13 protein-coding genes and 1 pseudogene are annotated in these 14,434 nt (G+C 56.5%); 7 read left to right on the top strand and 7 right to left on the bottom strand.

Annotated features, from left to right (window positions below; all coding sequences use genetic code 11):
* A pseudogene (locus tag EPE01S_RS18950) lies at nucleotides 1-223 on the bottom strand (signal recognition particle-docking protein FtsY); the annotation flags it as partial.
* Between the two features lie 175 nt (nucleotides 224-398).
* Between EPE01S_RS18950 and rsmD the strand changes: the two are divergent.
* Together rsmD and EPE01S_RS18940 are read left to right on the top strand one after the other, a co-directional pair.
* On the top strand, nucleotides 399-1,004 hold the full coding sequence (rsmD, locus tag EPE01S_RS18945; protein WP_062748272.1) for a 16S rRNA (guanine(966)-N(2))-methyltransferase: 606 nt from the start codon (nucleotides 399-401) through the stop codon (nucleotides 1,002-1,004).
* Nucleotides 994-1,263 carry a DUF1145 family protein gene (locus tag EPE01S_RS18940; protein ID WP_062748270.1) on the top strand — a complete coding sequence of 90 codons (270 nt, stop codon included), beginning with the start codon at nucleotides 994-996 and terminating at the stop codon, nucleotides 1,261-1,263. Before rsmD ends, EPE01S_RS18940 begins: the two co-directional genes overlap by 11 nt.
* 99 nt (nucleotides 1,264-1,362) lie before the next feature.
* Here EPE01S_RS18940 and EPE01S_RS18935 read toward each other — a convergent pair whose 3' ends face one another.
* Nucleotides 1,363-1,728: a DUF2500 domain-containing protein gene (locus EPE01S_RS18935; RefSeq protein WP_062748268.1), complete on the bottom strand. Its 366-nt coding sequence runs from the start codon at nucleotides 1,726-1,728 to the stop codon at nucleotides 1,363-1,365.
* 142 nt (nucleotides 1,729-1,870) lie between these two features.
* On the opposite strand from EPE01S_RS18935, the gene EPE01S_RS18930 reads away from it, so the two are divergent.
* Both EPE01S_RS18930 and EPE01S_RS18925 read left to right on the top strand, forming a co-directional pair.
* On the top strand, nucleotides 1,871-2,497 hold the full coding sequence (locus EPE01S_RS18930) for a lysoplasmalogenase (protein ID WP_062748266.1): 627 nt from the start codon (nucleotides 1,871-1,873) through the stop codon (nucleotides 2,495-2,497).
* A 92-nt stretch (nucleotides 2,498-2,589) separates the two neighbouring features.
* Nucleotides 2,590-4,857 (top strand): zinc/cadmium/mercury/lead-transporting ATPase, encoded by a 2,268-nt coding sequence (locus EPE01S_RS18925; protein WP_062748264.1) that lies wholly within the window; start codon nucleotides 2,590-2,592, stop codon nucleotides 4,855-4,857.
* A gap of 84 nt (nucleotides 4,858-4,941) precedes the next feature.
* Here EPE01S_RS18925 and tusA read toward each other — a convergent pair whose 3' ends face one another.
* Nucleotides 4,942-5,187, bottom strand: coding sequence for a sulfurtransferase TusA (gene tusA / locus EPE01S_RS18920; RefSeq protein ID WP_062748262.1), 246 nt, complete (start codon nucleotides 5,185-5,187; stop codon nucleotides 4,942-4,944).
* Between the two features lie 206 nt (nucleotides 5,188-5,393).
* Between tusA and EPE01S_RS18915 the strand changes: the two genes are divergently transcribed.
* Together EPE01S_RS18915 and EPE01S_RS18910 are read left to right on the top strand one after the other, a co-directional pair.
* The gene (locus EPE01S_RS18915; protein WP_062748258.1) at nucleotides 5,394-6,059 is read left to right on the top strand and encodes a 7-cyano-7-deazaguanine/7-aminomethyl-7-deazaguanine transporter; all 666 of its coding nucleotides are present in this window, start codon (nucleotides 5,394-5,396) and stop codon (nucleotides 6,057-6,059) included.
* A 97-nt stretch (nucleotides 6,060-6,156) separates the two neighbouring features.
* A complete protein-coding gene (locus EPE01S_RS18910; RefSeq protein WP_062748255.1) occupies nucleotides 6,157-6,717 on the top strand; it encodes a DcrB family lipoprotein in 561 nt (186 codons plus the stop codon).
* 87 nt (nucleotides 6,718-6,804) lie between these two features.
* Here EPE01S_RS18910 and iolE read toward each other — a convergent pair whose 3' ends face one another.
* The 4 genes from iolE to iolD all read right to left on the bottom strand — a co-directional run bounded on the left by iolE (nucleotide 6,805) and on the right by iolD (nucleotide 11,877).
* On the bottom strand, nucleotides 6,805-7,701 hold the full coding sequence (gene iolE / locus EPE01S_RS18905; RefSeq protein WP_062748254.1) for a myo-inosose-2 dehydratase: 897 nt from the start codon (nucleotides 7,699-7,701) through the stop codon (nucleotides 6,805-6,807).
* Nucleotides 7,702-7,745: 44 nt separating this feature from the next.
* Nucleotides 7,746-8,630 carry a sugar phosphate isomerase/epimerase family protein gene (locus tag EPE01S_RS18900; RefSeq protein WP_062748252.1) on the bottom strand — a complete coding sequence of 295 codons (885 nt, stop codon included), beginning with the start codon at nucleotides 8,628-8,630 and terminating at the stop codon, nucleotides 7,746-7,748.
* A gap of 93 nt (nucleotides 8,631-8,723) precedes the next feature.
* Nucleotides 8,724-9,737 (bottom strand): bifunctional inositol 2-dehydrogenase/D-chiro-inositol 1-dehydrogenase, encoded by a 1,014-nt coding sequence (iolG, locus tag EPE01S_RS18895; RefSeq protein WP_062748250.1) that lies wholly within the window; start codon nucleotides 9,735-9,737, stop codon nucleotides 8,724-8,726.
* 199 nt (nucleotides 9,738-9,936) lie between these two features.
* Nucleotides 9,937-11,877, bottom strand: a complete 1,941-nt coding sequence (gene iolD, locus EPE01S_RS18890) for a 3D-(3,5/4)-trihydroxycyclohexane-1,2-dione acylhydrolase (decyclizing) (RefSeq protein ID WP_062748249.1) — start codon at nucleotides 11,875-11,877, stop codon at nucleotides 9,937-9,939.
* 596 nt (nucleotides 11,878-12,473) lie between these two features.
* Between iolD and EPE01S_RS18885 the strand changes: the two genes are divergently transcribed.
* Entirely contained in the window at nucleotides 12,474-14,396 is a 1,923-nt protein-coding gene (locus EPE01S_RS18885; protein WP_062748247.1) for a bifunctional 5-dehydro-2-deoxygluconokinase/5-dehydro-2-deoxyphosphogluconate aldolase, read from the top strand.
* The last annotated feature ends 38 nt before the right edge of the window (nucleotides 14,397-14,434 follow it).

Genomic DNA, 14,434 nt, shown 5'->3' with positions numbered 1-14,434 from the left:
CGGCTTCGGCGCGGGCGGTGGCTTCAGCTTCCGCACGGGCAGCGGCTTCGGCCTCTGCACGATCAACGGCGTCCGCCTCCGCTGGGGCGGCAGGAGGTGCCTCTGCCGGCGAATCGGCAGCAGGCTGTGGTGGTAACGTTTCTTTTACCTCTTCCTGTGGTGTCTGTTCTTCACGCCCCAGACCAAGCCAGGAAAAAAAGCCACGTTTTTTGTTCTTTGCCATGGTGCAACCACACTCCTCGCGGGAAAAACCGTTACGGTTCCGGTACGAAAATTAATCTGTTAATTAATCTCTTAGTCTAACACTTTCTGCAGAGCGCATCACAGCACCCTTTTTACGTTTCCTCCGCCCGGTTAGCCCGTTAAACTATGCAACAAATTATTAAGAGTTCAGCAAGATGAATAAGAAACCCCGCAGCGGCGCAGCCGGGCAAATACGTATTATTGGCGGTCAGTGGCGTGGACGTAAACTGCCGGTTCCGGACAGCGCGGGCCTGCGCCCGACCACCGATCGCGTACGCGAAACGTTATTTAACTGGCTGGCAGCGGATATTCAGCAGGCAAAATGCCTCGACTGTTACGCCGGCAGCGGCGCACTCGGCCTGGAAGCCCTGTCCCGTCACGCGGGCAGCGCCACCCTGCTTGAGCTGGAGCGCCCGGTGGCGCAGCAACTTGAGAAAAACCTCGCCACCCTCGGGGCAAAGAGCGGACGCGTGGTGAACACCAACACGCTGCAGTTTCTGGCACAGAAAGGCGATGAACATCAGTTGGTCTTTATCGACCCGCCGTTCCGTAAAGGACTGCTGGAGCAGACCATAGCGCTTCTTGAGAACAACGGCTGGCTGAGTGACGGTGCGTTGGTGTATGTTGAAAGCGAAGTCGAGCACGGCCTGCCGCCCGTCCCGGTCAACTGGCAGCTCCATCGCGAAAAGATTGCCGGACAGGTGGCCTATCGACTCTACGTCCGTCACCGCCATACCAGGGAGATTTCCGATGCTGATTAATGCAGGCCGCGTGCTGATGCTGTTTGTCTGGGCCTTTTTACTGCTTAACGTTGTTCACCCATTCCCGAAACCCCTGACCTATTTCGTCAACGTTGCGCTGTTTTTCATGGTGATCATGCACGGGCTGCAGCTGGTGCTGATGCGCACTACCCAGCCGAAAGGTGCAGAAAAACTCAGCGGGCTGATGCAGGCGAAAGTGTTTTTCTTCGGCGTGTTTGAACTGCTGGCCTGGCAAAAGAAGCATTTTCCTAAGCAGTAAGCGGACATCCCGGTCTGGGTGGCAATAAGATGAAACGGACCGGGAAAGCAGATCGTACAGAGGAACATAGTGCCTTTCTGGCGATGTTTTCCCACCGTATCAACAGGACGTCGGGGGACTGACCGTAAATGCAATAAAGCGGGTCCCTTTCACCTTCAGTTCGCCTTTACTCCCCTTATCCATCTGGTGGTAGTCTCCGGCATTCAGCGCCAGCTTAAAATCGCCCGCGCCGTTTAACGGACGAAACCAGGCCTCGTAGCGCATCTCTTCCACCGGGATATGTTCACGCTGGCGTGAGCGGCGGTTTGGGGCCGGGTATTCGCGTTTCGATTTCACCTCGACGGCCAGGGTGCGCAGCGGTGAGGCATCGTTAACCGCAGCCTCACGTCGCTGCCGGATAAACTGGCGGGTGGCCAGAACAGCAATGATGGCCAGTACGATAAAAAAGATCTGAGGGGCCTGCATTTTTTCTCCCTGCGGAAATAAAAACGGACAGTGTGCATCGCGTGCGCATCAGGATACAACCGGAGCCCTCTCATTGTCACATCGGCCGTGCTTAACCTAAACTGGTCAGGAGTTGCAGCGTTTTTAATCTAAGGATAACAATATGATTTGGTCTTTCCTTGCGGTTCTTTTTTCAGGCTGGCTCTATGTGGATGCCTCCTATCGCGGCCCCCAGTGGCAGCGCTGGGTCTTTAAACCCGTCACCATGCTGTTGCTGCTGGCCTGGGCCTGGCAGGCACCGGTGCTGAAAACCACGGACTATCTGATTCTGCTTGGTGTGCTGGCTACGCTGGTCGGAGATGCACTCACCCTGCTGCCCAGTAAACGCATGCTGTACGCCATTGGGGCATTCTTCCTTTCCCACCTGCTTTATACCCTGTATTTCGCCAGCCAGATGACCCTGAGCTTCTTCTGGCCCATCCCGCTGGCGCTGTTGATTATTGGTGGGCTGGTTGCTGCGACCGTCTGGAACCGACTGGAGGAGCTGCGCTGGCCGATCTGTACCTTTTTCGGCGTCACGCTGCTGATGGTCTGGCTGGGTATGGAACAGTATTTCATGCTGCCTACCGATGACACCTTTACGCTGATGGCGGGAGCTGTCCTGCTGCTGCTGGGAAATATTGTCTGGCTGGTCAGCCATTATCGCCGCCGTTTCAGCGCCGACCGCGCCGTGATCGCCGCCTGCTACTTTGCCGGCCACTTTATGATTGTGCGCTCCCTGTGGTTATAAGCTGAACTGACGCTTGACTCTGGAGTCCACTCCAGAGTGTAAGATAGGTATCGACGGGCAGTGTTGCCCGCCGATACCGGTCAGGAGGCGTTATGCAACAGCACTCTTCATGTGGTTGTGGTCACCACCACGCCAGCACTCAGCACGGATGCAGCACCCGCCCGCGTCCAGTGATTCAGAAAATCACCCCCGCCGGCCCATCCGGCACCGCTTCGCCCTGCTGCGAAGATACGGCATGCCATTCGGGGAACGACCCCGATGATGAGGGCGACAGGCCCTCGGGCGACGTTCGTTTTACCTGGCAGGTGAAAGGAATGGACTGCCCGGCCTGTGCACGTAAGGTGGAAACCGCCATAAAACAGCTGCCGGAAATCGTTCAGGCCCGCGTGGCATTCGCCAGCGAAAAGCTGCTGGTCGATGCCCGCAGCGATGTTCGTGAAGCCGTTGAACAGGCCGTGTCGCGGGCCGGGTTCCAGCTACAGCGCAGTGATGCCGCCGCACAGCCGGCTGTTGAAAAAAGCCTCTGGCAGGAAAACCTCAGCCTGATCGTACTGACGCTGATGATGGCGGTGAGCTGGCTGCTGGAAAGTATTAATCATCCGGCGGGCCAGATCGCCTTTATCGCCACCACACTATTTGGCGTCTGGCCGATTGGCCGCAGCGCCCTGCGCCTGATGCGCAGCGGGTCGCCGTTCAGCATTGAAACCCTGATGACCGTGGCTGCGGTCGGTGCTCTGTTTATCGGTGCCACTGCCGAAGCCGCGATGGTGCTGCTGCTGTTTATGCTTGGAGAGCGGCTGGAATCGTTTGCCGCCGGTCGCGCGCGCAAAGGGGTGACGGCGCTGATGGCGCTAAAACCCGATACAGCCCTGCGCCTGCGGGCGGGGCAGCGGGAAAATGTCGCGGTCAGCGATTTACGTCCCGGTGACGTGATTGAAGTGGCCGCCGGTGCCCGCCTGCCAGCCGATGCGAAGCTGCTGAGTCGCTTCGCGAGCTTTGATGAAAGTGCGCTGACCGGGGAATCGGTGCCGGTGGAACGCCAGCAGAATGAAACCATCGCCGCCGGCTGTCTGAGCGTTGACCGCCTGGTTCAGTTGGAGGTGATGTCAGAGCCGGGTAAAAGTGCCATCGATCGTATTCTGCACCTCATAGAAGAAGCTGAAGAACGGCGTGCGCCCATTGAGCGCTTCCTTGACCGTTTCAGCCGCATCTACACGCCGGTAATTATCGTGCTGTCGCTGGGGGTGGTACTGGTGCCCCCCCTGCTGCTGGGGGCCGCATGGCAGCCGTGGATCTATAAGGGATTAACGCTACTGCTGATCGGCTGCCCGTGTGCGCTGGTTATATCCACCCCGGCGGCGATCACCTCCGGACTGGCCGCAGCGGCACGCCGTGGCGCACTGATCAAAGGTGGCGCGGTACTGGAAAGCCTGGGCAGCGTGCGCACCATGGCCTTTGATAAAACCGGTACGCTGACCGAGGGTAAACCGCAGGTCACCGCTATCCTGCCGCTGGCCGCCATGGATGAAGAACAGCTGCTGGCTACCGCCGCCGCTATTGAACAGGGGTCCTCCCATCCGCTGGCAAAGGCCATCATCAGCGCAGCCGCACAGCGTCAGCTGACATTGCCGCTGGCGAATGATCAACGGGCGCTGGCCGGGAGTGGCGTTGAAGCAGAAGTCAGTGGACGCTTACTGACTATCAGCTCACCGTCCAGACTGCCGGACGGGATGCTGAAAGCAGAGCGTGGCCGCACAGAGGAGCTGGAAAACGCAGGTAATACGGTGGTGGTGTTACACGACGGCCAGCAGATGCTGGGGCTTATCGCCCTGCGCGATACGCTGCGTGCCGATGCCAGGGCGGCGCTGGATGAAATCAGGGCGCTGGGTATTCATGCGGTAATGCTGACCGGAGACAACCCGCGGGCGGCGGCAGCCATTGCCGGTGAGCTGGATATCGATTACCGCGCGGGCCTGCTACCGGAGGATAAAGTCACGGCCATCAGCCAGCTTAATCAGCAGCAGCCGGTGGCGATGGTCGGGGATGGCATTAATGATGCGCCCGCCATGAAGGCCGCCACCGTCGGTATTGCGATGGGCGGCGGCAGTGACGTCGCACTGGAAACGGCCGATGCCGCGCTGACGCACAACCGGCTCAATGCGCTGGCCGCCATGATCCGCCTGTCACGTGCCACTCACGCGAATATTCGCCAGAACGTTGCACTGGCGCTGGGGCTGAAGGGTATCTTCCTGATCACCACGCTGATGGGCATCACCGGACTCTGGCTGGCGGTGCTGGCGGATTCGGGCGCGACGGCATTAGTGACAGCGAACGCCCTGCGGTTACTGCGTAAGAAATAGCAGGCTGTCAGTGTCATCATCCTGCACGGGCTGACCCCTTTTTTTGGGTCAGCCCACCATGGGTGACCGGAAAAGTATCGCCCGTTACACCCCTTTCTTCAGCAGAAACTGATACGGCAGTGCGTCAGTATGTTGCGCCACGAGCGTGTGTTCCATAAAACGGCAAAAGCCCGGGATGTCACGCGTGGTCGCCGGATCGTCAGCAATGATTAACAGGGTTTCTCCCTCCTGCATATGGCGCACCGTTTTGCGCACCATCATCACGGGTTCAGGACAGCGCAGCCCCAGCGCATCAAGGGTGCGATCGGGATTCGCGAAGAGATCGCTCATGAGATTCTCAATTATTCAGTAAAGGTCAGCGCCTATTTTACCGTCGGTCATTGCGTGTGCAAGGATTGCGTTTCACGATAACGTTTGCGTTAAAATTAACCATTGCATTAGCAGGGCAACGCGGTAAGATGCCGCGAATTCGCCTGCGCGAAACACAGACAAATTTTCATGGGTTCCCTCACCCCAATCTAAAAAGGCTTACAACGATGATTGATTTTTCAACGCGTCAGCGCACCCATGCGCTGGTCTGGCTGTCCTTGTTCCATCTGCTGGTGATCACCTCCAGTAATTATCTGGTGCAGCTGCCTGTGGCTATCTTTAGCCTGCATACCACCTGGGGTGCCTTCAGCTTCCCGTTTATCTTCCTGGCCACTGACCTGACGGTACGTATTTTCGGTGCCCCGCTGGCGCGTCGTATTATTCTGGCCGTAATGATCCCGTCGCTGTTTATTTCGTACGCCATCTCTGCCCTCTTTTACCAGGGCGAATGGCAGGGTTTTGCGGCGCTGAAGGAGATGAACCTGTTCGTGGCGCGTATCGCCTGCGCCAGCTTCATGGCCTATGCGCTCGGTCAAATCCTCGATATTCATGTGTTTAACCGCCTGCGTCAGAAAGCTGCATGGTGGATGGCCCCGGCCGCCGCCATGTTTCTCGGTAATATCAGCGATACGCTGGCCTTCTTCTTTATCGCTTTCTATAAGAGCCCTGACCTGTTTATGGCGACCCACTGGGTGGAGATCGCCATGGTAGACTACTGCTTCAAAGTGCTTATTTGCATGGTGTTCTTCCTGCCTGCTTACGGTGTCCTGCTGAATGCGGCTCTGAAGCGCATGGCAGAGAAATCCCACAGCGTGAAAGTCAACTTCGGTTAGTGTGCTATCGGCAATCGTTGTTAAGTTGCTTTTAGCCGCTGAATACGTTTGTATTGAAAGCCTGAATTCTACGCGACCAATGTGAAAAGGGACCCTGATGCGTAACTTATTGAAATATGCTGGAATCGCTGTACTGGTAGCCGGACTGGCTGCCTGTGATGGCAAAAAAGATGAGAAAGCGGCGGCCGATGACAATGGCGTCAGCAGCAGCCAGTCAAACCAGAATGTCACCCTGATGGATGGCAAGCTGAGTTTTACCCTGCCAGCGGGTATGTCTGATAAGAGCGGCAAGCTTGGTACCCAGGCGAACAATATGCACGTCTATGCTGATGAGTCAGGCCAGAAGGCCATTATCGTCATTGACGGGGAAAGTACTGACGAAGGTCTGGACGTCCTTGCCGGTCGCCTGGAAGCTCAACAGCGCAACCGTGATCCGCAACTGCAGGTCGTGACCAACAAATCCATTACGGTGAAGGGTAAGCAGCTCCAGCAGCTGGATACCGTGATCTCAGCCAATAACCAGTCATCCTGGTCTTCCGTGGTGCTGGGTAAAAGTGATGGTAAACTTCTGACGCTGCAAATCACCCTGCCTGCCGACAATCAGCAGCAGGCGCAGACCGAAGCCGAAAGCATTATTAGCACCATCGAGCTGAAATAACGCTCTCGCCTGACGTGACACGGGCCGATCGACAAAACGATCGGCCCGTGCGCAAAGGTAAACCTCTGTTGCAGTCCCCCCCGGCGGTTACAGGCCGGCGTGTTCGCGAATGTACTTGCGCGCTTTGACTGCATACTCAAACGGGTTCGCCAGTGCGGGATCCTGCTCTGCTTCCACCACCATCCAGCCTTTATAGCCAAAGTCGTCGAGAATTTTGAACACCGGATCGAAATCAATCACCCCGTCGCCAGGTACGGTAAAGGTGCCCTTTTTCACGCCATCCAGGAAGGACAGTTTCTGGGTCTTCACCTGTGCCACCACCTCATCGCGCACGTCTTTCAGATGCACGTGGTTGATGCGCGGCAGATACGTCGTCAGGATGGCCAGCATGGCTTCCTGCGTGCCTTCAGAATAGTAAGCGTGGCCGGTATCAAACAGCAGGTAGACATCTTCATTGGTTTCGGCCATAAAACGATCCACCTCTGCGGAGGTCTGGATACCCGTGCCCATATGATGATGCAGACCGACGGTCATGCCCTTCTCCGCCGCCAGTTTCGCCAGCTCGTTGTACCCTTCTGCCGTCAGGCGCCACTGCTCATCGGTAAAGTGAGGCTTCTCCTCCAGTACGGCTTTGGTGGTACCCTGGATGCTCAGGCTCTGCTCTGAACAGCCAATGACTTTCGCCCCCATCGCATGCAGAAAATCACGATGGTTAATAAACTCATCGATGGTTTTAGCTTTATCGCCGTTGGCGAAGAAGGTACTGAACCAGGCATTGACGATTTCAATGCCGCGGATATCGAGCATCGGCTTCAGGATCGCCGGGTCGCGCGGGTACTTGCTGCCCACTTCACTGCCGGTAAAGCCTGCCAGCGCCATTTCACTGACGATCTGCTGGAAGGTGTTCTCTTTGCCCAGTTCCGGCATGTCATCGTTGGTCCAGCCAATCGGCGCAATCGCCAGTCTGACGTTATCTTTGTTCATGGTGTTGCCTCAGGGGTTCACCGGACGGCACTCGCCGCCCTGCATTATTTTCTCAGCAGTTCACGTTCGATCAGCTCGCGCGTTTCGACTGCCTGACGGTTCATTTTTTCCGGATAGCCAAACAGTGACGAGGCAATAATCGACTCGCCGCCGACCTTGAACGTGCGGTTAGCAAAGTCCATATCGCGCAGCGTCTGGAACAGTGTCTGAAAATCGACTTCCCCTTCGCCCACGCCCACATGCTGGTGGATCGTCGCATCCACGCCCGGCGGGTTGACAATATAGCGGCAGTGTTTGGTGTGGTTCATGGTGTCGGCAATCAGCACGTGCGACAGATCGACGCCGGAATACTCCAGCATGCTTTTCACATCGCCCTTCCCTTTGTCGTAAAAGAAGGTGTGCGGCACGCTGTACAGATACTTGACGTTCTCGCTGCGGAACGATTTCACCATGTCGGCGGTTTCGTTGCTCTCTTCGCAGAAATCCCACGGATGGGACTGAATTTCGATGCGGATGCCTTCACGTTCAACGATCGGCAGCAGCTCTTCCATCGAGCGATAGAACATCTCTTCACAGATTTCAGGCTCGTTCGGATTACCGGAAAGCTCGGTATTGATCACCTGCACGCCGGTTTCCACGGCGATCTCAATCATTCGTTTCCAGTTTCTGACGGCGGCCTGACGGCGCGCTTCATCCGGACCGGACCAGCGGTACACCACGATAAATGAGGAGATTTCCAGCCCGGTCTCACGCAGCGCGTTTTTATATTCGGTAATAATCTCGCGGCTGGCTTTAGGATGCTTATAGAACGGGTTGATCTGTGGGTGCGGGGACTGTTCGATATATTTGTAGCCCCAGTCAGCCACCTGGTGAACCATTTTTGTGATGCCCATATCCCGGATGACATCAACATCAAAGGCAATTTTCATCAGATTCTCCGTGAATAAATCAGTACGCGGTTTTGCGGTGATCCCCGCCAGTGACGGCGGGGGTTAAGCGCGCATGCTGCAGACGCCAGTGACTTATTTGGCGTAGAAGGCGGGACGCTGTGGCAGTTCCACCGGCTCAATCGCACCGCTCTCCTGCGCTTTCAGACAGGCGTCGGCGGCCACGGAGGCGGCATAACCGTCCCAGGCGGATGGCCCGGTCAGTGTGCCGGCGGTGGCGTCATTGATAAATGCCTGCAGTTCCACGTCATAGGCATCGATGAAACGATCTTTCCAGTCGGTCAGGATTGACGTCGACAGCTTGGCATCTTTACGCATCTGCACGGCCGAAGGCTCTGGCAGTTTAGCGATGCCTTCTTCACCCACCACTTCACACTGAATGTCGTAACCGTAGGCACAGTTAACGAAAATCTCAACATCAATGCGGATGCCCTTACGGGTTTCAAACAGCACCACCTGCGGATCGCGCAGTTTACCGTGCGTTTTCGAGGTAGAGCGTGGGAACACCACCTGTACCGATTTGTAATCATCTTCGGTCAGCCAGCGCAGCACATCCAGTTCGTGGATCAGCGTGTTGGTGATGGCCATATCGGTGGTGTAGCTCTCGGGTACCGTCGGGTTACGGTGCGCGCAGTGCAGCATCAGCGGCTCGCCGATTTCCCCTTTGGTGATCACGTCTTTCAGCGCACGATAGCCGCTGTCATAAGGGCGCATAAAGCCCACCTGCACCAGACGCTTGCCGAATTTGATTTCGGCATCCACCACGCGACGGCAGCCTTCTGCGCTCATCGCCAGCGGCTTTTCACAGAATACCGGCTTGCCTGCGGCGATGGCCGCCAGGGTAAACTCTTCGTGCGTCGGATCCCAGGAGGTGACCAGCACGGCGTCCACGTTCGGTGACGTCACCACATCGTGGCCGTTAGCAAACACCTCGGCGTCAATACCGATACGCGCCAGCGCCGCTTTGGCACCATCCACGTTGATATCAGAGACGGCAACCACCTGCGCACCCTGCAGCACTTTGCTGCAACGACGAATATGTTCCTGGCCGATGGCGCCCGTTCCGATTACACCTAATTTTAAAGTCATAACAGGTCCTTACATGTAGGGGGATAAGAGCGGGCGAAATAAAAATGCCCGTTAAATAAACAACAAATATTTATACCCAAAATAATTCTCGCTGCAGGAAGGCGGCAAGCCTGCGAATCCCCAGGAGCATAGATAACTATGTGACTGGGGTGAACAGGCGCAGCCAACGCACCTGCAGCGTGAAGAATGAAGGGTATAATTAATATTCACGCGCCTGGTCGATATGTTCGTTCAGCATCCGGGCCACGGCGTCTACGCGCTCTGATTGGGACACCTGGGCGCCACCTACGCGCCACCAGCTGAAGTACTTGTGAATCATGGTTTTTGGCAGAACTTTAATATCGATAAGCGTTGATACGGTCTGTTGCTGCGCATCACTCAACGCCGCCTCCAGTTGCTCAAGCGTAGTGACACGATAGGTTTTACAGCCATAACCTGCCGCGATCGCCGCGAAGTCGACCGGCACAAAACCGCCGTTCAGCTTGCCGCCGTTGGCATTACGGAAGCGGAACTCGGTGGTGAAGCTGTCCATACCGTGTTCCATCTGCAGATTGTTTATGCAGCCATTGGTCATGTTATCCAGCAGGATGACGTTGATCTTCGCCCCTTCCTGAATTGAAGTCACCAGTTCGGAGTGCAGCATCATAAAGGAGCCATCCCCCACCAGGGTGTAAACCTCACGGTGTGGTTCCGCGAGCTTAACGCCCAGGGAGGCGTTGACTTCGTAACCCATACAGGAATAGCCATACTCGACGTGATAGCTGTTGTCATCTTTGGTGCGCCACATGCGTTGCAGGTCGCCCGGCAGACTGCCCGCGGCCGCCACAATCACTGCATCCTTTGGGAGATGTTCATTCAGCGTACCCAGTACGCTGCACTGGGTCAGGAACGAGTCGGTCAGGCGGTTAAACTCGGCCCACACCGCATCGCGATCCATATGGTCATCAATTTCCGGCACGTAGTCGCTACCGCTGTAGACCGAGTTGTAAACGCGCTGCGTTTCTTTCAGCAACTTGCTTTGTGCCTGCGCCACTTTTTCCCCCCAGCCATGGCTGAAGCCGGTTTGCGCCAGACGGCTGTCAATCGCGGTCAGGGCTTCCTGCGCATCCGCCACCACCTGCACGGCGTCAAGCTTGTAGGCATCAAAGTTACTGACGTTGATGTTGATATAGCTGACCTCAGGATTCTGGAAGATCCACTTGGAGGCAGTGGTAAAGTCGGTGTAACGCGTCCCGATACCAATCACCAGGTCTGCTTCTTTTGCCAGCAGGTTCGCGGCCAGGCAGCCCGTCTCACCGACGCCCCCCACATTCAGCGGATGGTCAGAGACGACAGTGCCTTTACCCGCCTGGGTTTCCGCAAACGGGATATTGTAGCGTTCCGCAAAGGCGCGCAGCGCATCGCCTGCACCGGAGTATTTCACCCCGCCGCCGCAGATAATCATCGGTTTTTTCTTACCGGCAATCAGCGCCAGCGCATCGGCCAGCTGGCCTTCGGTTGGCAGACGGCGTTCCAGACGGTGTACGCGTTTCTGGAAGAAGTAGTCCGGGAAGTCATAGGCTTCCCCCTGCACGTCCTGCGGAAGCGAGATCGTCACGGCACCGGTATCTGCCGGGTCGGTCAGTACACGCATGGCATTGATACAGGCGGTCATCAACTGTTCCGGGCGGCTGACGCGGTCCCAGTACTTGCTGACGGCGCGGAAGGCATCATTGGTGCTGATACTGAGGTCGTGGCTCTGTTCGATCTGCTGTAGTACCGGGTCGGGCTGACGGGTGGCAAACACATCGCCTGGCAGCAGCAGTAAAGGAATACGGTTCGCCGTGGCAGTGGCAGCCGCGGTGATCATGTTGGCGGCACCCGGCCCGACGGAGGAGGAGCAGGCGATAATCTCACGACGGAGCTTCTGCTTAGCAAAACCGATAGCCGCATGCGCCATACCCTGCTCATTTCGCCCCTGATACACCACCATATCGCCGCTGTCCTGCTCCAGCGCCTGGCCTAAGCCCAGCACGTTGCCGTGACCGAAAATGGCAAAGATCCCTTTAACGAATTTGGTCTCTACGCCATCTACCGACAGATACTGGTTATCCAGGAATCTGACCAGAGCCTGTGCTGTGGTTAATCTGATCTTGCCCATTTGCTCTTCCTTTCAGTATCAGTGGCCGCTTCATCAGGTCCACCGGAGTTCGCATTTGTGGTCGCCAGAGGAATAAAACGGCGACAGCTATAAGTGAAACGTGAGCCGATTATAAACAAATATTTTTTTCACTAAACAGAATTACAGAAGAAACATTTCATTTTGCGAGAGAGATCAAATTCTGCAGTAAAACCCGCCTTAACAGGGGCAGTAACAGGTCGTAAATGAAACAATAACAATACGGTGACATCAAAAAGCGAAAAATCGTTTCACTTCAATATGTTCCCTTGCAGGGTCTAAGAAAGTTGAGATGCCGCTCACATCTCTGGAATGGCCTGAAACGCCTGCCATCCCACAGGGGGCTAAAGTCGCCATACAAGAGTTTTAACCACTTCACACTTTTGGGGCAATAATTTCATTTCATATTGAATTTGGAATTTTTATTCCTCATACTTTGCGTCATGTTAGATCCGGATTCGATCGGGCTTATTGCCCCGACCTGCCGGGAAAGCTCAACAGCATCGGCACTGCCCAACATCACTGACGTTGCCGTTAAATGACCAGCAGGCAGGGTATAAACAGAGGAAACAACAGGTATGAGTACACAACAGAAGCGGCTTGATGTGATTTGTATCGGGCGCATCGCCGTCGACCTTTATGGCCAGCAGATTGGCGCACGCCTTGAAGATGAAACCACCTTCGCGAAATACCTGGGTGGCTCCTCAGGAAACGTTGCCTATGGCACCGCGATTCAGGGTCTGAAATCCGCCATGCTCGCCCGCGTTGGCGATGAACACATGGGCCGCTTCCTGCGTGAAGAGCTGCAACGCGTCGGCTGTGATACTCAGAGCCTGATCACTGACAAAACCCGCCTGACAGGTCTGGTGATCCTCGGCATCAAGGATCAGGAAACCTTCCCGCTGGTGTTCTATCGTGATAACTGTGCCGATATGGGCCTGGTGCCGGACGATATTCAGGAAGAGTATATTGCCTCTTCCCGCGCCGTGGCCGTCACCGGTACGCATCTGTCACACCCGGATACCCGTGCTGCGGTGCTGAAGGCGCTGGAAATTGCCCGCCGTCACGGCCTGCGTACCGCGCTGGACATCGACTACCGCCCGGTACTGTGGGGCCTGACCTCACTGGGCGATGGCGAGACACGCTTTGTGGCGTCAGAGCGTGTGACACAGCAGCTGCAGGAAGTGCTGCACTACTTCGATCTGGTGGTGGGAACAGAAGAAGAGTTCCATATCGCCGGGGGCAGCACCGACAGCCTGACGGCACTGAAAAACGTGCGTAAAGCCACCAAAGCCACCCTGGTGTGCAAACGTGGCCCGCTGGGCTGCGTGGTGTTTGAAGGGGAGATCCCGGACAGCTGGGATCAGACCACGCTGCAAACGGGCGTGCGTGTGGAAGTGCTGAACGTGCTGGGTGCGGGTGATGCCTTTATGTCCGGCCTGCTGCGCGGCTGGCTGAACGATGAGAGCTGGGAACAGGCCTGCCGTTATGCCAACGCCTGCGGGGCACTGGTGGTATCACGTCATGGCTGCGCTCCCGCAATGCCGACCAAAGAAGAGCTGGATGACTTCCTCGGCCGCGATAATGACGTGAAACGACCGGATCTCGACAGTCGTCTTAACCATCTGCATCGCGTCACGACCCGCAAGCAGCAGTGGCACGAACTGAATATTTTTGCCTTTGACCACCGCAAACAGCTCGCTGATATGGCGGCCGAAGCGGGCGTTGACGCGGCCCGTATCCCTGATCTGAAACTGCTGCTGCTGCAGGGGGCTCAGGCGGCGGCGAAGGAAGCCGGGCTGGACGACGGTCGCTGCGGCATCCTCGCCGATACCACTTACGGTCAGCCGGCGCTGAATGCCATCACCGGTAAAGGCTGGTGGATCGGTCGCCCGATTGAGCTACCGAGCTCGCGGCCGCTGCGTCTGGAACACGGTAATATCGGTTCCCAGCTGATCGACTGGCCGCAGGAGCACGTGGTCAAATGTCTGACCTTCTATCATCCGAAAGACAGCGCGGAACTGCGCAAAGAGCAGGACGATCTGATCCTCGACGTGTGGAACGGTTGTAACAAGTCCGGTCACGAGCTGCTGCTGGAAGTGATCCTGCCGGAAAGCCATCCGGACAAGGATGAGAAATACTATCTGGAGATCCTCACTCACTTCTACAGCATGGGCATTCAGCCTGACTGGTGGAAACTGCCGCCGCTGTCCCACGCCAGCTGGGAAGCGATCAGTGCGCTGATTGAACAGCACGACCCACACTGCCGTGGCATCCTGCTGCTGGGCCTGGACGCGCCGGAAGAGGAGCTGAAAGCAGGCTTCGCCGCCGCCGCAAAATCTCCGTGGGTCAAAGGATTTGCCGTTGGGCGGACCATCTTCGGCCAGCCATCACGCCAGTGGCTGCAGGGTGAGCTGGACGATGCCGGGCTGATCGAGAAGGTGAAGAACAACTATCTGACGCTGATCGGCTACTGGCGTGAGGCGCGTCCGGCGAAATAACCCCCCCTGTTTTTTTAGGGGTAACAAAAAAGGGTAAC

Origin of the sequence: Erwinia persicina NBRC 102418, assembly GCF_001571305.1 — a bacterium.
GTDB lineage: Bacteria > Pseudomonadota > Gammaproteobacteria > Enterobacterales > Enterobacteriaceae > Erwinia > Erwinia persicina.
This window is presented reverse-complemented; position numbering and strand designations above follow the sequence as displayed.